The sequence below is a fragment of the Vibrio sp. DNB22_10_4 genome (assembly GCF_052879755.1).
In genome coordinates this window covers 480,300-498,576 of the sequence record NZ_JBNNXW010000002.1, presented here as the reverse complement: position 1 = coordinate 498,576, position 18,277 = coordinate 480,300, and the positions used below count along the sequence as shown (strand labels likewise).

The 18,277-nt window shown below is 47.1% G+C and carries 20 protein-coding genes; 10 read left to right on the top strand and 10 right to left on the bottom strand.

Features of this window, described 5'->3' with window-relative positions:
* The first annotated feature begins 75 nt into the window (after positions 1 to 75).
* Together rluA and ACVA6Q_RS10340 are read left to right on the top strand one after the other, a co-directional pair.
* Positions 76 to 813, top strand: coding sequence for a bifunctional tRNA pseudouridine(32) synthase/23S rRNA pseudouridine(746) synthase RluA (gene rluA, locus ACVA6Q_RS10345; RefSeq protein WP_446647427.1), 738 nt, complete (start codon positions 76 to 78; stop codon positions 811 to 813).
* Between the two features lie 34 nt (positions 814 to 847).
* Positions 848 to 1,810 carry a D-2-hydroxyacid dehydrogenase gene (locus ACVA6Q_RS10340; protein WP_446647426.1) on the top strand — a complete coding sequence of 321 codons (963 nt, stop codon included), beginning with the start codon at positions 848 to 850 and terminating at the stop codon, positions 1,808 to 1,810.
* 86 nt (positions 1,811 to 1,896) lie between these two features.
* Here the strand turns inward: ACVA6Q_RS10340 and ACVA6Q_RS10335 are convergent, their stop codons facing one another.
* The 4 genes from ACVA6Q_RS10335 to argR all read right to left on the bottom strand — a co-directional run bounded on the left by ACVA6Q_RS10335 (position 1,897) and on the right by argR (position 7,071).
* Positions 1,897 to 2,337, bottom strand: a complete 441-nt coding sequence (locus ACVA6Q_RS10335; RefSeq protein ID WP_353497075.1) for a universal stress protein — start codon at positions 2,335 to 2,337, stop codon at positions 1,897 to 1,899.
* A 119-nt stretch (positions 2,338 to 2,456) separates the two neighbouring features.
* Positions 2,457 to 5,036: a TRAP transporter permease gene (locus tag ACVA6Q_RS10330; RefSeq protein ID WP_446647425.1), complete on the bottom strand. Its 2,580-nt coding sequence runs from the start codon at positions 5,034 to 5,036 to the stop codon at positions 2,457 to 2,459.
* Positions 5,037 to 5,297: 261 nt separating this feature from the next.
* A complete protein-coding gene (locus tag ACVA6Q_RS10325) occupies positions 5,298 to 6,266 on the bottom strand; it encodes a TAXI family TRAP transporter solute-binding subunit (RefSeq protein WP_446647424.1) in 969 nt (322 codons plus the stop codon).
* A gap of 334 nt (positions 6,267 to 6,600) precedes the next feature.
* Positions 6,601 to 7,071, bottom strand: coding sequence for a transcriptional regulator ArgR (gene argR, locus ACVA6Q_RS10320; protein ID WP_042473435.1), 471 nt, complete (start codon positions 7,069 to 7,071; stop codon positions 6,601 to 6,603).
* Positions 7,072 to 7,409: 338 nt separating this feature from the next.
* On the opposite strand from argR, the gene mdh reads away from it, so the two are divergent.
* On the top strand, positions 7,410 to 8,345 hold the full coding sequence (gene mdh, locus ACVA6Q_RS10315) for a malate dehydrogenase (RefSeq protein ID WP_353497072.1): 936 nt from the start codon (positions 7,410 to 7,412) through the stop codon (positions 8,343 to 8,345).
* 116 nt (positions 8,346 to 8,461) lie between these two features.
* Entirely contained in the window at positions 8,462 to 8,656 is a 195-nt protein-coding gene (locus ACVA6Q_RS10310) for a hypothetical protein (protein WP_353497071.1), read from the top strand.
* 59 nt (positions 8,657 to 8,715) lie between these two features.
* Here ACVA6Q_RS10310 and ispB read toward each other — a convergent pair whose 3' ends face one another.
* Entirely contained in the window at positions 8,716 to 9,687 is a 972-nt protein-coding gene (gene ispB / locus ACVA6Q_RS10305) for an octaprenyl diphosphate synthase (RefSeq protein WP_418641965.1), read from the bottom strand.
* Positions 9,688 to 9,959: 272 nt separating this feature from the next.
* Here ispB and rplU point away from each other — a divergent pair, with 272 nt between their 5' ends.
* The 6 genes from rplU to folA all read left to right on the top strand — a co-directional run bounded on the left by rplU (position 9,960) and on the right by folA (position 13,906).
* Positions 9,960 to 10,271 carry a 50S ribosomal protein L21 gene (gene rplU / locus ACVA6Q_RS10300; protein ID WP_006074830.1) on the top strand — a complete coding sequence of 104 codons (312 nt, stop codon included), beginning with the start codon at positions 9,960 to 9,962 and terminating at the stop codon, positions 10,269 to 10,271.
* A 20-nt stretch (positions 10,272 to 10,291) separates the two neighbouring features.
* Positions 10,292 to 10,549 (top strand): 50S ribosomal protein L27, encoded by a 258-nt coding sequence (rpmA, locus tag ACVA6Q_RS10295; RefSeq protein ID WP_004409945.1) that lies wholly within the window; start codon positions 10,292 to 10,294, stop codon positions 10,547 to 10,549.
* A gap of 267 nt (positions 10,550 to 10,816) precedes the next feature.
* Positions 10,817 to 11,986 (top strand): Obg family GTPase CgtA, encoded by a 1,170-nt coding sequence (gene cgtA, locus ACVA6Q_RS10290; RefSeq protein WP_353497069.1) that lies wholly within the window; start codon positions 10,817 to 10,819, stop codon positions 11,984 to 11,986.
* A gap of 189 nt (positions 11,987 to 12,175) precedes the next feature.
* Entirely contained in the window at positions 12,176 to 12,943 is a 768-nt protein-coding gene (locus ACVA6Q_RS10285; protein ID WP_353497068.1) for a threonine/serine exporter family protein, read from the top strand.
* Positions 12,943 to 13,410: a threonine/serine exporter family protein gene (locus tag ACVA6Q_RS10280; RefSeq protein WP_162631228.1), complete on the top strand. Its 468-nt coding sequence runs from the start codon at positions 12,943 to 12,945 to the stop codon at positions 13,408 to 13,410. The genes ACVA6Q_RS10285 and ACVA6Q_RS10280 overlap by 1 nt, the downstream gene beginning before the upstream one ends.
* A gap of 16 nt (positions 13,411 to 13,426) precedes the next feature.
* Positions 13,427 to 13,906: a type 3 dihydrofolate reductase gene (gene folA / locus ACVA6Q_RS10275; protein ID WP_446647423.1), complete on the top strand. Its 480-nt coding sequence runs from the start codon at positions 13,427 to 13,429 to the stop codon at positions 13,904 to 13,906.
* A gap of 46 nt (positions 13,907 to 13,952) precedes the next feature.
* On the opposite strand, the gene apaH is transcribed toward folA, so the two are convergent.
* The 5 genes from apaH to surA form a co-directional block, all read right to left on the bottom strand.
* Complete coding sequence (apaH, locus tag ACVA6Q_RS10270) at positions 13,953 to 14,756, bottom strand: bis(5'-nucleosyl)-tetraphosphatase (symmetrical) ApaH (RefSeq protein WP_446647422.1); 804 nt, start codon at positions 14,754 to 14,756, stop codon at positions 13,953 to 13,955.
* Positions 14,757 to 14,764: 8 nt separating this feature from the next.
* A complete protein-coding gene (gene apaG, locus ACVA6Q_RS10265) occupies positions 14,765 to 15,145 on the bottom strand; it encodes a Co2+/Mg2+ efflux protein ApaG (protein WP_353497065.1) in 381 nt (126 codons plus the stop codon).
* A 95-nt stretch (positions 15,146 to 15,240) separates the two neighbouring features.
* Positions 15,241 to 16,047, bottom strand: a complete 807-nt coding sequence (gene rsmA, locus ACVA6Q_RS10260; protein ID WP_353497064.1) for a 16S rRNA (adenine(1518)-N(6)/adenine(1519)-N(6))-dimethyltransferase RsmA — start codon at positions 16,045 to 16,047, stop codon at positions 15,241 to 15,243.
* On the bottom strand, positions 16,044 to 17,033 hold the full coding sequence (pdxA, locus tag ACVA6Q_RS10255) for a 4-hydroxythreonine-4-phosphate dehydrogenase PdxA (protein ID WP_353497063.1): 990 nt from the start codon (positions 17,031 to 17,033) through the stop codon (positions 16,044 to 16,046). Before pdxA ends, rsmA begins: the two co-directional genes overlap by 4 nt.
* Positions 17,020 to 18,273, bottom strand: coding sequence for a peptidylprolyl isomerase SurA (gene surA, locus ACVA6Q_RS10250; RefSeq protein WP_418642259.1), 1,254 nt, complete (start codon positions 18,271 to 18,273; stop codon positions 17,020 to 17,022). The genes pdxA and surA overlap by 14 nt, the downstream gene beginning before the upstream one ends.
* Between the last annotated feature and the right edge of the window lie 4 nt (positions 18,274 to 18,277).

The following is an 18,277-nucleotide window of genomic DNA, read 5'->3' as shown; positions in this document are numbered from 1 at the left end:
ATACAATGGCGCAGCGTAAGTTGCGCCTTTTGTTTTTCCTGTCAGCTATTCTGATTTCCATTGCGAGACCTTGTTATGGCCATGCTAAGCTACACCCCACCCACTGATCCTTGGACTGATATTGTCTATGAGGATGAGCACATCCTTGCGGTCAACAAGCCCTCTGGGCTGTTGTCGGTTCCTGGAAAAGCGGCGGAGCATTACGATAGTATGTGGAGCCGTTTAGTCACCGACTACCCTGATATTCAGGTGGTGCACAGACTTGATATGTCGACATCAGGCCTTATGCTGCTGGCGAAAACCAAAGAGGCAGAGCGTTCGGTAAAGAAGCAGTTTCAATACCGTCTGACGCACAAAATTTACTATGCTCGCGTTTGGGGCACGCCGAAAGAGAGTGAAGGGCTGATTGATTTGCCTTTGATTTGTGATTGGCCAAACCGCCCGCGCCAAAAGGTGTGCTATGAGCATGGTAAGCCGTCACAAACCTACTACCAAGTGGTTGAGCGGGAGGAGAAAACCAGTATCGTTCGTCTGTTTCCGATCACTGGGCGTTCTCATCAATTGCGCGTTCATTTGCTGGCTCTCGGTCATCCTATTGTGGGTGATGAGTTCTATGCTCATGAAGAGGCCATGAACTATTCTGACCGTTTAGAGCTGCATGCCTCAGAGCTCTGTTTCTATCATCCACAAACCGAGCAGCTTCAGGCGATTTTTGTCCCGTGTGATTTTTACCCACAGACCGAGCAACTTGTGATTGAGCACTTTGACCCAGCGCCACAATTACCCGATTATAAGAGCCTACCTCGGCCATAAATAACTGTCGGCCGTGAATATCATAGGAGAGCTCATGGCCGTCAAAAAGATTGTGTTCCTAGACCGAGACACGATTCCAGCCCACATTCATATTCCTACGCCTGCTTTTGACCACCAATGGGTCAATTACTCCAAAACTGAGCCTCATGAGGTGATGCAGCGAATTGCTGACGCCGATATCGTGGTGAGCAATAAAGTGTATTTGGGGGCGGAAGTGTTGAGTCACGCAGACAAGCTTGAGCACATCGCCGTTGCAGCAACGGGCGTCAACAATGTGGATTTGGACTACTGCCAGCAGCGCGGTATTCGAGTCACCAATATTCAAGGGTATGCGACCCAATCTGTCCCAGAGCACATAATTGGCTTGCTGTTTGCCTTAAAGCGTAACCTTTTGGCTTATCATAGTGATATTGCGACAGGCGAGTGGCCGCGACAAAACAAGTTCTGTTTTTTTACTCATCCGATTCAAGATATGGCGGGCTCTACACTCGGTATCATTGGCAGTGGCGTGCTAGGGCAGGCTACGGCGGCATTGGCACGTGCCATCGGTATTAAGGTGCAGTTTGCTGAACGTAAAGGTGCTGCCCAGTGCCGCTCAGGGTATGTCGCGTTTGAGGAGTGCTTAGCCAGTAGTGATGCTATAGCATTGCTGTGTCCACTCACTGAAGAAACTCGAAACCAGATTGATGCTGCTGCGCTGAGTAAAATGAAGTCGACGGCCGTGCTTATTAATACCGGTCGCGGTGGCTTGGTTGATGAGGCGGCTCTTATTGCAGCACTAAAACAGGGAGATATTGCCGGTGCTGGCGTTGATGTCTTTACCGAAGAGCCTGCGCCTATGGATAACCCGTTAGTCGCCAATCAGCAACTGCCCAACTTAATACTGACGCCGCATGTCGCGTGGGGCAGCGATTCATCGATAACCAAGTTGTGCGAGATACTGGTCAGTAACCTTGAAGTCGCGATGGAAGGCGTTGATCAGAACCGAGTGGTATAGAGGATCGCCATTTAGTAACCGCACAAACAAAAAGTCCCACGCGAGGTGGGACTTTTTAGTACTCATTCGGTTAGCTTGTCTGTGGCTTAACTTGTCTGTGGTTTAACGACCAGCACGTTAATAGGCGAGTTTTGTACCACTTTGCTCGCCACAGAACCTAGGACAACCTTATCAATCTTTGAGCGTTTATGGCTTGGCATGACGATGAGATCGGCGCCAAGGCGCTCAGCATAATCAAGGATAGTCGCGTAAGGCTTGCCCTCTGCAACATGTACCTTGTACACCACATCTTCAGAGATATGCTGCTCGGCAAACGCTTTTAATTGTGCTTTCACATCATTTTTCATTTGTGCCGCCGCATCTTTAGGGAAGTAGCTTGCGACCATAGACATGTGAATGCCAGGCAGTACATTTAGCAGGTGCACTTCTGCATTGGAGTGTTTGGCGTGCCAAACGGCGATTTCGACGGCTTTGTCTGAAAAGCCTTTGTCATTCAGATCGACAGGAACAAGGATTTGCTTGTACATGTTATTTCTCTTTTTGGTTCCTACCCTACTAGCATAGGGTAAAGCATAAGCTTGGCTAGTATTATCCGTTCCGTTTAAAGGTAGAAGGCTCCAAGCATTAAACTTGGAGCCTAACTTACCTATGCGCTCAGGTTTTCACGACGAGCGCGACGCTTTTGATTCATCGCCATAGCAATAAGCAAAAGCAGGGCAGGTACAAATACCCACTCTTTCATTGGTCTATCCGCTTCCTGCACGATAGATTTAATTTCCCAGTCAAAGTCTAGACCAGATGCCTCCGCTGGGCTGCCAAATTCAACCATATCGATAATCATCTTACCGTCACTTTCATTAAGCATTAGACCCATAGATGAGATACGATTGTCTGCACCAACTGCGTCATCTTCAAATGGTAGACGAACGGTCTTCTCGACGTATTTACCTTCCAGTGTTTCACCGGCGACTCTTAACTCAAGTGATTGTCCAACATTTAGGTTTTCAGTAATTTGAGCTATCTCAACCCCAGGTGAAAGAACCTTAGCTGGATAGATCATATCCCACCAGAAACCCGGTCGGAAGAAGGTGAAAGTGAGCACTAGAAGCAGCACCGTTTCCCACCACTTGTTCTTAGTAAACCACCACCCTTGCGTCGCTGCAGAGAAGATAAGCATCGCAATGATCGCTGAAATCACCGTCAGTGCCAAATGCCACCAAGAATCAATGCCCATCATCAATAGCTGTGTATTGAAGATAAACATAAACGGCAGAATGGCAGTACGAATATCGTAGGTAAAACCTTGAATACCGGTACGGATAGGGTCTGACTTAGCAATGGCTGCAGCAGCAAAGGCGGCGAGGCCTACTGGTGGCGTATCATCAGCAAGAATACCGAAATAGAACACGAACAAGTGAACAGCAATCAGTGGGATGATAAGACCGTGTGCCGCGCCAAGCGTTACAATCACTGGCGCCATCAGTGTTGATACTACGATGTAGTTCGCCGTTGTCGGTAGACCCATACCTAAGATAAGTGAGATAACCGCGGTAAACAGCAGCATCAAGATGATGTTACCGCCGGAAATGAACTCAACGAAGTCGGTCATCACAAGGCCAATACCGGTTAGGGTAACAACACCCACTACGGTACCTGCAGCCGCTGTGGCCACGCCGATACCAATCATGTTTCGAGCACCAGAGACAAGACTTTCTGCTAGGTCAACGAAGCCCGCTTTAAGTTCTTCGGTAACATCATTGGTTTTCGCCATTAAAGCAATCAAAGGACGCTGAGTGATCAGGATAAAGATCATAAACACAGTTGCCCAGAATGCGGACAGACCTGGTGAGAAACGTTCAACCGTCAAACACCAAACCAGTACCACGATTGGTAGCAAGAAGTGTAAACCAGACTTAATGGTTGGACCCGGATCAGGAACCTCATTTAGTTCTGCATCAATCTCAAGACCGCCCTCTTTGGCGTACTTAGCCGAAATGCGTAACAAGCCAACATAAGCAAGCAGGAGAACTGCACCCACAATAGGTGTTGCTGCATCACCGAACACACCTTTAGTCCAGCCAATACCGTAGTAGACTACGGCGCTGATGACGCACAGACCCAAAATAGTACCGGTAAACGACAGCAGGCTTTGTACCAGTGTTGGGGTGTGGCGACGAGGAAGACCCGTCATACCAGCCTTACATGCTTCTAGGTGAACGATGTAGATAAGAGCAATATAAGAAATCAGTGCTGGCAGAAGTGCAGCTTTAATAACCTCAACGTAAGAGATACCGACATATTCCACCATCAAGAATGCCGCTGCACCCATAATTGGTGGTGTGAGCTGTCCATTGGTGGACGCGGCCACTTCTACTGCACCAGCTTTAGTGCCAGGAAAGCCAACACGCTTCATCAGTGGAATGGTAAAGGTACCTGTGGTTACTACGTTGGCAATCGATGAACCCGACACTAGGCCAGATAAACCAGACGCAACCACCGCGGCTTTTGCAGGGCCGCCGCGCATATGGCCAAGCAGTGAAAACGCAACTTTAATGAAGTATGCACCCGCACCAGCACGTTCAAGCATTGCGCCGAATAGTACGAATAGGAATACAAACGAGGTCGATACACCAAGTGCAACACCAAACACACCTTCAGTGGTGAGCCATAGGTGTGACATCGCTTTGTTAAGGCTTGCACCTTTATGCGCGATGACGTCCGGCATGTATGGGCCACCAAAGGTATACAGCAAGAACACCGCAGCGACCACCATCAGCGGTGGACCGAGTGCACGGCGTGTCGCCTCTAATAGCAACACCATGCCCGTGACTGCAGCGACGATATCCATTGTCGTCGGTGCTCCAGAGCGCCCAGCAAGCTGGGTATAGAATAAATAGATATAGGCGGCAGAAAAACTGCCTGCAAGCGCCAAAATCCAGTCGATGGCAGGAATTCTGTCTCGAGGCGAACTCTTCATCGCTGGATAGGCGGTAAACGCTAGGAAAATAGCGAAGGTTAGGTGAATAGAGCGCGCTTCAGTGTCGTTCAGTACGCCAAAGTTAAATATAAATGGCAGTGGTGAAGCGTACCAAAGTTGAAACAGTGACCAACATAGCGGCACGAACCAAAGAATTTTGGCAGGGATCCCCTTAGGGCTTCGTGCGCCAGTGTCAGCCTGTGCGACCATGTCTTGCACATCTTGCGACGGTTGTGTTGTCTGCGTCATGTACGTTGTCCTTTATTATTTTTGGATTCGTGACGTTTAAGCCAAAGGCTAATTAAAAAGGCACGAACCTATTTCGCATTTAACATTGTAGTCAATGGATGCAAACGTGTAGCAGTTGTTGTGTTTTTGGGCTCTTAATGACGGGCTTGGAAAGAGAGCCCAAATAGCCACACCAGTTGGATGCACTGGTGTTAATTGTTTTGAGTGTTACTCATAATAGAAAAGCTGTAGGGGAAGCGATGCCTCCCCTACGAAGTGGTCTTATTTTAGTAGACCGACTTCTTTGTAGTACTTCTCAGCACCTGGGTGAAGCGGGATAGATAGACCTGCTTTCACCATGTCTTCTTTCTTCAGGTTAGCGAACGCTGGGTGAAGACGTTTGAATGTATCGAAGTTTTCAAATACTGCTTTAGCCACATTGTATGCTGTTTCGTCAGAAACATCTGATGTGGTTACCATAGTAGCGGCAACACCGAAGCTGTTTACGTCACCCTCTGTGCCACGGTACATACCTGCCGGTACATTGCTGTAAGCGTAGTAAGGGTTTGCTGAAACGATTTCATCGATTTTTTCGCCAGTCGCAGAGATTAGCTTAGCTTCACAAGATGTTGTTGCTTCTTTGATAGATCCGTTTGGATGGCCAACAACATAAACGAACGCGTCGATTTTGTTGTCACAAAGAGCTTGTGAACGCTCTGAACCTTTTAGTTCAGAAGCGAGTTTGAAGTCATCGTTAGTCCAACCCATTGCATCCATGACAACGCCCATTGTTGCGCGGTCACCAGAGCCAGGGTTACCGATATTCACGCGCTTACCTTTTAGGTCAGTCACGTTGTTGATACCAGCATCAGAACGAGCGATGATGTTGAATGGTTCTGTGTGCAAAGAGAACATCGCACGAAGCTTTTTGTAAGGGCCTTGCTCTTCAAATTTGCTCGTGCCGTTGTAGCCGTGATATTGCCAGTCAGATTGAACGATACCGAAATCTAACTCACCAGCACGCATAGTGTTGACATTGTAGATAGAACCACCAGTGGACTCTACTGAACAACGGATGTTGTGTTCCTTACGGCCTTTATTCACAAGCTTACAGATTGCACCGCCAGTAGGGTAATAAACCCCCGTCACCGAACCTGTACCGATTGTGATGAACTCTTGAGCATTAACAGCGCCTGCGCCCATTACAGCAGCGGCAATAGCACCGATTTTAACAAGTTTCTTAAATGCCATGAATTTCCCTTCCTTATTCATTATTAGCCCTGAATAACTATAGTTGTCTTCAGAGGTTTCCTATGTGGAAACGGCATCTTTTTCAATCCATATGTTGAAAAAGTGGCGCAATCATACCAAATAAATTGGAAGAAAATTACTGGATTGTTAATAGATGTAGGGGATTTGTCTGTGCTAGAAATGGCAGGAAGCGATGTATTTTTGGAATATAAATCAAATAAAACAGATAATTAAGGCGAATTTAAGGGGTGGAGTTTGATTTTTTCAAGATGTGACGGGTGTCACGGAACGGATTGCTCCGTGACAGATTGTTCTGAATGTTAACGTTTAAAACTTAACCAGCGTATTCAAACAAATCACATACAGAATCAAATAGTTGTTTCGTAGAGACTGTAAGCGTTGGAGTAATAAAGATGGTGTCATCGCCAGCGACAACGCCCAAGATACCTTCAGCTTTACCCAGTGAGTCTAACAATCGAGCGATGAGCTGTGCGGCTCCGGGACCAGTATGAATGACGACTAACGCGTTGTTATGGTCGATATCGAGTACCAGTTCACGCAGTGAACTCGATACAGTCGGAACGCCAAGTTCAGCAGGTAAACAGTAAACCATTTCCATTTTGGCGTTGCGGGTTCTCACTGCGCCAAACTTAGTCAACATACGCGACACTTTTGATTGGTTAATATTTTCAAACCCTTCGTGTTTTAACGCGTCGACAATCTCACCTTGAGAGCCAAATCGCTCTTCTTTTAATAACGCTTTAAACGCGCGAACCAGATTATCTTGTTTGTCATTATTGCGCATATACGCCTCTTATTCTTCGTTCTACTCGCAGTGATCGCCGTATTGTGGCACAGAACCTCTATGTTAACCAACTTATCCATGGTTTCTGCCGACAATATCACTTAAACCTATGTCACGGAAAAATACCATAACCTCATAATTAACAAGGTAAAAGGTGGGTTTTAACGAGGGGGTTTACGTGCTAGTTTAGTGGCACGTTATTAGCGAGTTGCGTGACCTCGCAAAGCTGGGGTTAATTGATTGTAATCGATTAGTGAATGCTATAGCTTTTTACTAGCTGATGAAAAATTACCCTACAAAACTATGAATAAGAGATACCAATCTCAAGGAGAACTACCATGAAAGTAGCTGTTATTGGTGCCGCGGGTGGCATCGGTCAAGCCCTAGCTCTACTACTTAAGAACCGTCTTCCAGCAGGTTCTGATTTAGCCCTTTATGATATTGCCCCTGTAACTCCTGGTGTAGCGGCTGACCTTAGCCACATCCCGACGCCAGTTTCCATCAAAGGTTATGCCGGTGAAGACCCAACGCCAGCGCTTGAAGGTGCCGATGTGGTACTAATCTCAGCGGGTGTTGCACGTAAACCAGGTATGGATCGTTCTGATCTATTCAATGTTAACGCTGGTATCGTGAAATCTTTGGCGGAAAAAATCGCGGTAGTTTGCCCGACAGCGTGTATTGGTATCATTACAAACCCAGTGAACACGACTGTGCCAATCGCAGCAGAAGTGCTTAAGAAAGCCGGTGTTTATGACAAGCGTAAGCTGTTCGGTGTGACAACACTGGATGTGATTCGCTCAGAAACCTTCGTAGCTGACCTAAAAGCAAAAGATCCAGGCGATGTGCGTGTGCCGGTTATCGGTGGTCACTCTGGTGTCACGATTCTTCCTCTTCTTTCTCAAGTAGAAGGTGTTGAGTTTACGGCTGAAGAAGTAGAAGCGTTGACCAAGCGCATTCAAAACGCAGGTACTGAAGTTGTTGAAGCGAAAGCGGGTGGTGGCAGCGCAACGCTATCAATGGGTCAAGCGGCGTGTCGATTTGGTCTAGCGCTAGTGAAAGGCCTACAAGGTGAAGAAAACGTCATCGAATGCGCGTATGTTGAAGGCGATGGTGAACACGCTCCTTTCTTCGCACAGCCAGTTAAGCTAGGTAAAGATGGCGCAGAAGCTATCCTTAGCTACGGTGAGCTAAGTGATTACGAGAAAGCAGCTTTAGATGGCATGCTTGAAACGCTAAACAAAGACATCGAGATTGGTGTTGAGTTCGCGAAATAATCACCGAACCTTGCTAATTTAGCCGCTTAATATTCAAACCCAGTCTTTACTAGACTGGGTTTTTTGATCTATCCCTTAAGGAGCACGTAAAAACAGTGTTGCAAGATGGGGGATGGATGATGGAAATAGACAAAGTACGTAAGGGGATGTGGGTCGAGTCCCAGCATGGCGTGGGTCAGGTATTAGTAATCGACAAAACGTCTAATTCGGTATTGGTCGAGCCACTTGGCAGTGATGTTCAGTGGGCGTTAGACGCCGACGAGATCCAAGAAGACCAACAACTGCATAATGGCTGCGAACAATACTACTAGGATAGCGCTGAGCGAAGTCAAAGTAAAAAGGGGTAGCAACTCGAGCCGCTACCTCTTTTTTATGCGCTGCGTTTAACTGCCATATAGGCAAGTGCGACGAGTGCCTCTTTATATTCGCTATCAGGAACCACAGAAAGCGCATCAATCGCTTTATCTGCTTCTTTAAAGGCAATGTCTTCGGTGTATGTAAGCGAGCCGACACGTTCCATTGTCGCCATGATGGCGTCGATTTTGTCCAGGCCATTACCTTTCTCAATCGCTTCGCGAATCATCTCGCTCTCGTGTGCTTCACCGTGTTGCATTGCGTGGATAAGTGGTAGAGTCGGTTTGCCTTCTGCAAGGTCGTCACCAACATTCTTACCCATATCTTCACCGCTAGAGGTGTAGTCCATGACATCATCGATAAGCTGGAACGCGGTACCTAAGTATTTACCGTAGTTTTGTAGGGCAAGTTCTACTTCTGGCGTAGCGTCATTGAGTATCGCGCCAACTTGCGTAGCGGCTTCAAATAGACGCGCGGTTTTAGAATAGATAACCTGCATGTAGCTGTCTTCGCTTGTATCAGGGTCGTTACAGTTCATTAACTGTTGAACTTCGCCTTCTGCAATGACATTCACCGCATCACTCATTAGCTCCAAGATACGCAGTGAGCCGAGTGCCGTCATCATTTGGAACGAGCGTGTGTAGATGTAGTCACCCACCAATACACTCGCCGCATTTCCAAACGCCGCGTTTGCCGTTGCTTTCCCGCGTCGCATGTCGGACTCATCAACCACATCATCATGTAATAGAGTGGCAGTATGTATAAATTCTATAAAAGCAGCAGCTGTCGTGTGAGCATTGCCCTGATACCCCAGCGCTTTGGCTGACAGGATAGCAAGAAGTGGTCTTAATCGCTTACCACCGCTGCTCACGATGTAAAAACCAAGCTGATTGATAAGGCTAACTTCAGAGTTTAATTGTGCTTGTATTGTTTCATTCACTTTTGCCATATCATCGGCAGTCAGTGCTTGGATAGCTTTAAAATCCATTACGTACCCGGTTGAGCTTAGAGCCTGTAAGGCTTAATCGTTGGTTATAATCTGTGAATAATACACTAAAAAACGTTGATTAATACATGGTGAAAGGGCATTATTGCGGCACTTTCGATTGGCGATTAGTGTTTCGCCAATTTTTTCAAAATATGGCTTGTCATAGGGTAATCATTCGCGTAGAATCTGCGCCCTATTGATGATTAGTTTAGCGCACACCCTATTTGTTGAAATAACAATCAAAAGGCTGTGCGGAAAAAGCGGAGTAAAATATGTACGCTGTTTTCCAATCTGGTGGTAAACAACACCGTGTAAGCGAAGGTCAAACTCTTCGTTTAGAGAAATTAGACGTTGAAACTGGTGCAACTGTTGAATTTGATAAAGTTCTTCTTGTTGCTAACGGTGAAGATATTCAAGTTGGCGCTCCTCTAGTAGAGGGCGGCAAAGTGGTTGCTGAAGTAGTACAACACGGTCGTGGCGATAAAGTTAAAATCGTTAAGTTCCGTCGTCGTAAGCACTCTCGTAAGCAACAAGGTCACCGTCAGTGGTTCACGGAAGTGAAAATCACTGGCATCAACGCTTAATCGATTAGGAGAGTTTAACAATGGCACACAAAAAAGCTGGTGGTTCTACTCGTAACGGCCGCGATTCAGAAAGCAAACGTCTAGGTGTTAAGCGTTTCGGTGGTGAGTCTGTTCTTGCAGGTAACATCATCGTACGTCAACGTGGTACTAAGTTCCACGCTGGTACTAACGTTGGTATCGGTAAAGACCATACTCTTTTCGCTCTTACTGAAGGTAAAGTGAAATTCGAAGTTAAAGGTCCTAAGAACCGTAAATTCGTTAGCATCGAAGCTGAGTAATTAAGCGTCTCGCTAAATTACACAATGCTTTCAAGCTGAATTCAAAAGCCCTGCCGAGTCGGCGGGGTTTTTTATTTTTATTGAAAATGAAGGCAGTCGATAGAGACGAATCTCTAGGTTTAGTCTTTACAAAGTAAGGTCTAGCTTGGTGGGGAGTCGTCTCTGTCATCTGCTAAAATGTAGTGATAATCGAATGAAGCCATAAGGTGCGTCGTGATGACGTCTTATCCTTATGGTGGGTAAGCGAAGAAGTAGTCGGAGTAAGAGATGAAGTTCGTTGATGAAGCGGTAGTAAAAGTCCAAGCGGGCGACGGCGGTAACGGTGTTGTTAGCTTTTGGCGTGAGAAATTTGTAGCGAAAGGTGGCCCGGATGGTGGCGACGGCGGCGACGGCGGCGATATCTATATCGAGGCAGATGAAAACCTTAACACGTTGATCGACTACCGTTTCCAGCGTTTCTATGAAGCGGAACGCGGAGAAAATGGCCGTGGTGGTAACTGTACTGGTAAGCGTGGCAAAGATAAAGTCATGAAAGTGCCAGTGGGTACTCGTGCGGTTGATATTCACACCAACGAAATCGTGGCAGAAGTGGCTGAACATGGCAAAAAAGTCATGGTTGCTAAAGGTGGTTGGCACGGTCTTGGTAACACGCGTTTTAAATCGTCGGTTAACCGCGCACCTCGTCAAAAGACGCTAGGCACCAAAGGTGAAATGCGTGAGTTGCGTCTTGAGCTACTTCTGCTTGCAGACGTGGGTATGCTTGGTTTGCCAAACGCAGGTAAATCAACCTTCATTCGCGCGGTATCTGCTGCGAAACCTAAGGTAGCCGATTATCCATTTACGACCTTGATCCCAAGTCTTGGTGTTGTGAGTGTGGTCCCTGAGAAAAGCTTTGTAGTGGCTGACATTCCAGGTCTAATCGAAGGTGCTGCGGATGGTGCTGGCCTTGGTATTCGTTTCTTGAAGCACTTAGAGCGCTGTCGCGTACTGCTTCACATGATCGATATTATGCCTATCGACCAATCTAACCCAATCGAAAATGCATTGACCATCATCGATGAGCTTGAGCAGTACAGTGATAAACTGGCTGATAAGCCTCGTTGGTTGGTATTCAACAAAGTTGATCTGATGCCAGAAGAAGAAGCAAATGAAGTGATCCAAGAGATCCTTGATGCGCTTGGCTGGGAAGATGAATACTTTAAGATCTCTGCGGTTAACAAGAGCGGTACTAAAGAGCTTTGCTACAAGTTAGCTGACTTTATGGAAACCCTACCACGTGCGGAAGAAGAGGTCTCTGAAGAAGAGAAAGTCGACTTCATGTGGGATGACTACCACAAAGATGCCATGTCAGGTAAAGACGTGATTACCGAAGACGATGACTGGGATGATTGGGATGACGAAGAAGATGACGGCCACGTTGTCTACGTTCGTGACTAAATCCGCATCTAGAATGAAAAACCGCAATTGTTATTGCGGTTTTTTTGTACCTAAATCATTTCTCTGACTCAGAAACTGAGGCAAACTAACCGGCTCAAACGTTTGCACTTTGTTTGGCAGAAACCAATCGGCCAAATAAATTATGGATTGGCAAAACATTTGCCTGGAACAACATGCTTGGAAGGATACATGGCACCTAATCAAAGAGCAGTCTCTCGGCTGATTGCTCAAGCAGGCCAAATGCTGTTAGCTCATGGCGCTGAAAGCACCCTGGTTGGTCACATTACACATCGAATCGGCAAAGCAGCGGGCATGGATGAAGTGGAAGTATCGCTCTCTGCTAGCTCTCTAGTCGTCACTACTGTTTACAACGAACATTGCGTCACCACGGCACGTCGAAGCCCAGATCGCGGTTTGAATATGCGGGTCGTTACGCAGATTCAGCGCATCTGCATCATGATGGAGAAGGGCATTCTCGACTATCAACTAGCTCAAAAAAAGCTTAACCAAATCAGCCCAGAACGTTACAACCGCTGGTTAGTGGTGGTGATGATAGGTCTTTCTTGTGCTGCTTTTAGCCGCTTGGCCGGAGGAGATTGGGCGGTGTTTGGTATGACCTTTTTAGCGTCTGGCTTGGGCATGATTGTGCGTCAGGAGTTTGGTCATCGTCACTTCAATCCGCTACTCAATTTCGCGATCACTGCTTTTGTCACTACGCTCATCTCCGCACAAGCCGTGATTTATGGAATCGGAGACAAGCCACAGTTAGTGATGGCCTCTTCGGTACTGATGTTGGTGCCTGGTTTTCCGCTGATTAACTCGGTGGCCGATATGCTCAAAGGCTACATTAATATGGGGATTGCCCGCTTTGTGATGGCAAGCTTACTAACGCTCGCGACCTGTTTAGGTATCGTTGGTGCGATGAGCATTACCAACGTATTAGGGTGGGTACAGTAATGATGGAACTGCTACTCGCTCTACTTAATGATATGTTTTTTGCCGCCATACCAGCGGTGGGTTTTGCTCTGGTATTTAACGTGCCGCAAAATGCGTTGGCGTACTGCGCTATTGGTGGCGCGATCGGTCATGGCTCGCGTTTTTTAATGATGCATTACGGGGTGCCGATTGAGTGGGCGACCTTTTTTGCCGCAACTCTGGTTGGTATGATTGGTGTGCATTGGTCTCATAAGTTTTTGGCTCATCCAAAAGTGTTCACAGTCGCCGCTTTGATCCCTATGGTGCCAGGTGTATTTGCTTTCAAAGCCATGATTGCGATGGTGGAGATCAATCACTTAGGCTACACCCCAGAGCTGCTAGCAACGCTTCTTGAGAACTTTTTGAAGGCGATGTTCATTATCGCAGGACTCGCGGTTGGTCTTGCGATGCCAGGGCTGTTATTCTACCGCCGTCGCCCAATCGTCTAATTAGGAATAAACAATCATGATCATCAGTATGATAGCCGCTATGGCAGACAATCGTATCATTGGTAAGGACAACCAAATGCCGTGGCATTTACCGGCTGATTTTGCTTGGTTTAAGCGCTGCACGATGGGTAAGCCTGTGATTATGGGTCGTAAGACTTATGAGTCTATCGGACGCCCACTACCGGGGCGTCGCAATATTGTTGTGAGTCGTAACAGTGAGCTGTCTATCGAAGGTGTGGATACGGTGACCTCGCTTGAACAGGCATTGGAGCTGGTTAGCGATGTCGAAGAAGCGCTGATCATTGGTGGCGGTAGCTTCTATAGTCACTGTCTTCCGATGGCAAACAAACTGTATCTGACCCATATTGATGCCAAGCTTGATGGAGATACGCAATTTCCTGACTGGGGAGAAGGTTGGCAGCAGAGCCATAGTGAGCATTACAGTGCGGATGAAAAAAACGCCTACAACATGGAGTTCGTGGTGTTAGAGCGTTAAGTTTTTACAGCTCGCCAGTTCATTGACTGGCGAGTTTTATCGATTGTTACAGCGCAGGCTGACTAAATAGCGCTTTGTCTTCCCAGCGGATCATGGTCAGTTCCCCACCCCATACACAGCCGGTATCAAGCCCTATGACCTCTTCGCTGACATAACCACCCAGCGCTGCCCAATGACCAAAAATCACAGTTTTACTCAGTGGCTCACGTGATGGTAGGGCAAACCAGGGTACATATTCACTCGGATTGACTTCTGAAGGAGGGAGCTTGCAACCCATGTCTAAGCGACCATCAGGAAAACAAAATCGCATTCGGGTGTAAGCATTGATGGTATAGCGAAGTCGCTCAATCCCTTTGAGTTCAGAAGACCAGGCGTCCGGCTCGTTGCTATACATGTTTTTGATCAGTGACTGCCAATCGTCTCCGCGTAGCTTTTTTGCTACCTTTTTTGCGCATTTCTTCGCTTGTTTCAGTGTCCATTGTGGTGAGATCCCCGCATGACAAACGACAAACTCATCATGTTCAAGCAATAATGGTTGTTGTCTTAGCCAGTTGAGTAACTCGTCTCTGTCGCTCGCTTCGAGGATAGGTAACGTTTTGTCCTTTGGCTTTGCTTTGTGAACGCCTAAAGACACCGCAAGAAGATGTAGATCGTGGTTGCCTAAACAAACCTTAGCCGCATCTCCCAATGATTTAATATACCTAAGTGTTTCTAAAGACTTTGGTCCTCTTGCGACGAGATCGCCAGCGAACCAAATGGTATCTTGTTGCGGGTTAAAGCTAACGTTAGCTAATAAAAGCTGCAGTTCATCGAGACAGCCTTGAATGTCTCCGACAATGTAGTTGGCCACAGTGTTCCTTAATTCAGTATGTTGGGAATGGCTAAGCGGAATGGCTCAATTTCAGCGGTAAACTGTTTGCCGTTGGCATCTAGCATGATGTAGTGCCCTTGCATCACGCCGAGTGGCGTTTCGATCGCGGTACCGCTGGTGTAGGTATACTCATCATTTTTCTCGATCACTGGCTGCTGACCCACGACACCGTCGCCCTCTACGGTAAGCTGTTTGCCATTGGCATCGGTAATGAGCCAACGTCGGCTTATCAGTTGAACCGTTTCCTGACTTAGATTTTTGATAGTAATTATGTAGGCAAAAACATAGCGGTTGTTGTCTGGATCGGATTGTTCTTCAACGTACTTAGTGTGTACTTGGCATTTAATGCATGGCGTGGTCGACTCCATGTCAATCTCCTAACTGCTTGAAGTGCATATTCAGATATGACAAAAAAAACGCTCAATAGCAAGCTAGTGAGCGTTTTTTCTGTTATTGATTTGTATTATCCATGGTTGGCGTCGAGCCAGTTTGCCATGTCAACAAACTGTTGCAGCGTCAGGTTCTCTGGGCGCATTGATGGGTTCACACCAAGCTCTTCCAGGGTTTCTGCGGACATGAGTGCTTTATAGCAGTTACGCACGGTCTTACGACGCTGGTTGAAGCCTTCGCGACATACGCGATCGAGCCATTTAAGGCTGGTTGCTGGGTACGGTAGCTCCTCGTAAGGCACTAGGCGCACGACCGCTGAGTCAACTTTCGGCGGCGGCACGAATGCTGTTGGCGGAACTTCAAGTACAGGTACCACTTTACAGTAGTACTGCGCCATGACCGTTAGACGGCCATAAGCTTTACTGCCAGGCCCTGCTGCTAGACGGTTAACTACTTCTTTTTGAAGCATAAAGTGCATGTCTTGAATGTCTTTATGGAATTCAAATAGGTGGAACATCAAAGGCGTAGAGATGTTATATGGTAGGTTACCAAAGATACGAAGTTTGTTGTTTGGCTTCACCAGCTGAGTGAAGTCAAAACGCATTGCATCGCCTTCGTGAATCGTTAGCTTGTCAGCAAGATCTGGGTGAGTACGCAGACGCTGTGCCAAGTCACGGTCGAGTTCGATAACCGTAAACTTGTCGACTTCTTTACCCACTGGCTCAGTAATCGCGCCAAGACCCGGACCGATCTCAACCAGGTTTTGGCCCGGTCTTGGGTTAATTGAAGATACGATACCATCGATGATGTACGGATCGTTCAGGAAGTTCTGACCAAAGCGTTTTCTGGCCTTGTGCCCTAAGTGGACATCATTTCTCATTGTCTGCTCTCTACTAAGTCTATTGCGTACGCCAGCGCTGTCTCAAAGCTGCCAAAGTCTGCTTGGCCTGTGCCAGCAAGATCAATCGCAGTGCCATGATCAACCGATGTCCTTATAAAGGGTAGACCAAGAGTGATGTTTACTGAACGACCAAAGCCTTTGTATTTCAATACAGGAAGGACTTGATCGTGATACATGCCTAAGACAGCATCTGCTTCGCGTAAGTATTTGTCATTAAATATCGTGTCGGCGGGTAGTGGGCCAACAAGCTGATAATTTTTCTCTGTGCGAAGTTTCTCTAGGGTAGGAGTGATGGTTTCAATCTCTTCCATACCTAGGCAGCCATCTTCACCCGCGTGAGGGTTTAGGCCGCAGACATAGATGTTTGGCGTTTTGATGCCAAACTTGGTGACCAAATCGTGATGCAGTATGTCGACGATTCGCGTTACGCGATCCTCGGTGATGGCATTAGGCACCTCCGTTAAAGGAAGGTGTGTTGTAACCAGTGCCGTTCTTAACCCTTCCGTTGCTAGCATCATCACCACAAGTGGTGTATTGGATACCTCAGCAAAGAACTCAGTATGGCCACTGAAGCTAACGCCAGCGCGATTGATCACCCCTTTGTGCACAGGGCCGGTGACAATAGCATCAAATTGACCATTCATACAGCCTTTTGCGGCTTTTTCTAGGGTATTTAGTACGTACTGACCGTTTCTTTCATCCAGAACGCCAGCTTTTGCAGGAACGGATAACGGTTCATGGAGAATGACCAGGCGCCCTTGCTGTTGGGAATCAAAGTTCTGCTCGTCGAAGTCAACCAGTTCGACGTTGATACCAAGTTGCTTAGCTCGATTCGCTATCAGTGACTTATCTGCGCAAATGACCACTTGATGTGGCCATGATTTTTGCGACAAAGCTACCGCCAAATCGGGGCCGATGCCCGCCGGCTCACCGGCGGTAACGATAATGCGCTTAATTGGTTGCATTCTCTTCGTCCTCAACCATCTCTACAAAGGCACTCGCACGAAGTTCTTGGATCCATGCTGATGCTTCTTCATTAAACTTACGGTTAAATAGGATACGGTATGCACGGTTTTGCATCGCAGAACCTGTTTTGTCGACATCGCGGCGATCCAGAACTTCTACAATGTGCCAGCCGTGAACGGTTTTAAATGGTTCACTGATCTGTTTAACCGGTAGGGTTTCCACTTGGTGCTTAAATTCAGGCACATAAAGCTCTGGGGTTTGATAGCCGAGTTCACCACCTTGTACTGCTGAGCCTGGATCTTGGCTGAACTGTTCAGCCATTTCGGCAAAGCTCGCTTCACCAGATTGAACTTTTTGAATAATGGTGTTGAGCTGACGTTTCACGCCCTCATCACTAAGGATAACCGTTGGCTTGATCAGAATATGACGGGCATTTACTTCAGTCACAGAGACGGTTTCTAGACCTTTCACATCTTCGATTTTCAGGATGTGAAAACCAACGCCGCTACGAAATGGACCAATGATGGTTCCTTTGGTCTGCATGTTGATTTGGTCAGCAAAGATAGTTGGCATTTCCTCTTTACGCATCCAGCCCCAATCACCACCTTCTAGTGCTTTTGGACCTTTCGAGAAGGTATAGGCCATGGTTGCGAAGTCTTCACCGCCGTTTAGTCGTTCGATAATGGTTTCTGCTTGCTTCTCTTGAACGCTCTTATCTTCACCATCGTTAAAGCGAAGCTGAATGTGGCGGATCTTGTAAGTCACTGTCGCGTCACTTTCTTTCGCGAGCAGCTCAGAAAGGTTATCAACCTCTGCAGGAAGAATGTTGATGCGCTGTCTTACCATAGCATTACGTGCTTCACTGGCAGCAATTTCATCACGAATTTGCTCGCGAAATGCTTCCCATGATAGGCCTTCTTCGGCGACCGTTTGACGAAGCTGCTCTTGGGTTTGCTCGTTGTTTGCTGCGATATCGCCAAGGGCTTGTGACAAGCGGTTATCGTCGATACGAACACCGATACGCTCAGCTTCTTGAAGCTGCAGTTTTTCTAGGATCAGTTTATCTAAGATCTGTTCTAGCAAAATATCGTCTGAAGGCAGCTCTTGGTTGTTCTTACGCGCGTTAGCTGTGAGGGTTTTGGTAGCTGAGTCGATATCACTTTGCAAAATCACGCCATCGTTAACAATGACTCTAACACGGTCAAGCTCAACGGGCTCCGCTGCTGCTTGAAACGACATGGCC

What these genes read in the sequence shown, in the direction of transcription:
- rluA (WP_446647427.1), top strand. Translation starts at nt 76, where the DNA reads ATGGCCATGCTAAGCTACACCCCACCCACTGATCCTTGGACTGATATT.
- ACVA6Q_RS10340 (WP_446647426.1), top strand. Translation starts at nt 848, where the DNA reads ATGGCCGTCAAAAAGATTGTGTTCCTAGACCGAGACACGATTCCAGCC.
- ACVA6Q_RS10335 (WP_353497075.1), bottom strand. Translation starts at nt 2,337, where the DNA reads ATGTACAAGCAAATCCTTGTTCCTGTCGATCTGAATGACAAAGGCTTT.
- ACVA6Q_RS10330 (WP_446647425.1), bottom strand. Translation starts at nt 5,036, where the DNA reads ATGACGCAGACAACACAACCGTCGCAAGATGTGCAAGACATGGTCGCA.
- ACVA6Q_RS10325 (WP_446647424.1), bottom strand. Translation starts at nt 6,266, where the DNA reads ATGGCATTTAAGAAACTTGTTAAAATCGGTGCTATTGCCGCTGCTGTA.
- argR (WP_042473435.1), bottom strand. Translation starts at nt 7,071, where the DNA reads ATGCGCAATAATGACAAACAAGATAATCTGGTTCGCGCGTTTAAAGCG.
- mdh (WP_353497072.1), top strand. Translation starts at nt 7,410, where the DNA reads ATGAAAGTAGCTGTTATTGGTGCCGCGGGTGGCATCGGTCAAGCCCTA.
- ACVA6Q_RS10310 (WP_353497071.1), top strand. Translation starts at nt 8,462, where the DNA reads ATGATGGAAATAGACAAAGTACGTAAGGGGATGTGGGTCGAGTCCCAG.
- ispB (WP_418641965.1), bottom strand. Translation starts at nt 9,687, where the DNA reads ATGGATTTTAAAGCTATCCAAGCACTGACTGCCGATGATATGGCAAAA.
- rplU (WP_006074830.1), top strand. Translation starts at nt 9,960, where the DNA reads ATGTACGCTGTTTTCCAATCTGGTGGTAAACAACACCGTGTAAGCGAA.
- rpmA (WP_004409945.1), top strand. Translation starts at nt 10,292, where the DNA reads ATGGCACACAAAAAAGCTGGTGGTTCTACTCGTAACGGCCGCGATTCA.
- cgtA (WP_353497069.1), top strand. Translation starts at nt 10,817, where the DNA reads ATGAAGTTCGTTGATGAAGCGGTAGTAAAAGTCCAAGCGGGCGACGGC.
- ACVA6Q_RS10285 (WP_353497068.1), top strand. Translation starts at nt 12,176, where the DNA reads ATGGCACCTAATCAAAGAGCAGTCTCTCGGCTGATTGCTCAAGCAGGC.
- ACVA6Q_RS10280 (WP_162631228.1), top strand. Translation starts at nt 12,943, where the DNA reads ATGATGGAACTGCTACTCGCTCTACTTAATGATATGTTTTTTGCCGCC.
- folA (WP_446647423.1), top strand. Translation starts at nt 13,427, where the DNA reads ATGATCATCAGTATGATAGCCGCTATGGCAGACAATCGTATCATTGGT.
- apaG (WP_353497065.1), bottom strand. Translation starts at nt 15,145, where the DNA reads ATGGAGTCGACCACGCCATGCATTAAATGCCAAGTACACACTAAGTAC.
- rsmA (WP_353497064.1), bottom strand. Translation starts at nt 16,047, where the DNA reads ATGAGAAATGATGTCCACTTAGGGCACAAGGCCAGAAAACGCTTTGGT.
- pdxA (WP_353497063.1), bottom strand. Translation starts at nt 17,033, where the DNA reads ATGCAACCAATTAAGCGCATTATCGTTACCGCCGGTGAGCCGGCGGGC.
- surA (WP_418642259.1), bottom strand. Translation starts at nt 18,273, where the DNA reads ATGTCGTTTCAAGCAGCAGCGGAGCCCGTTGAGCTTGACCGTGTTAGA.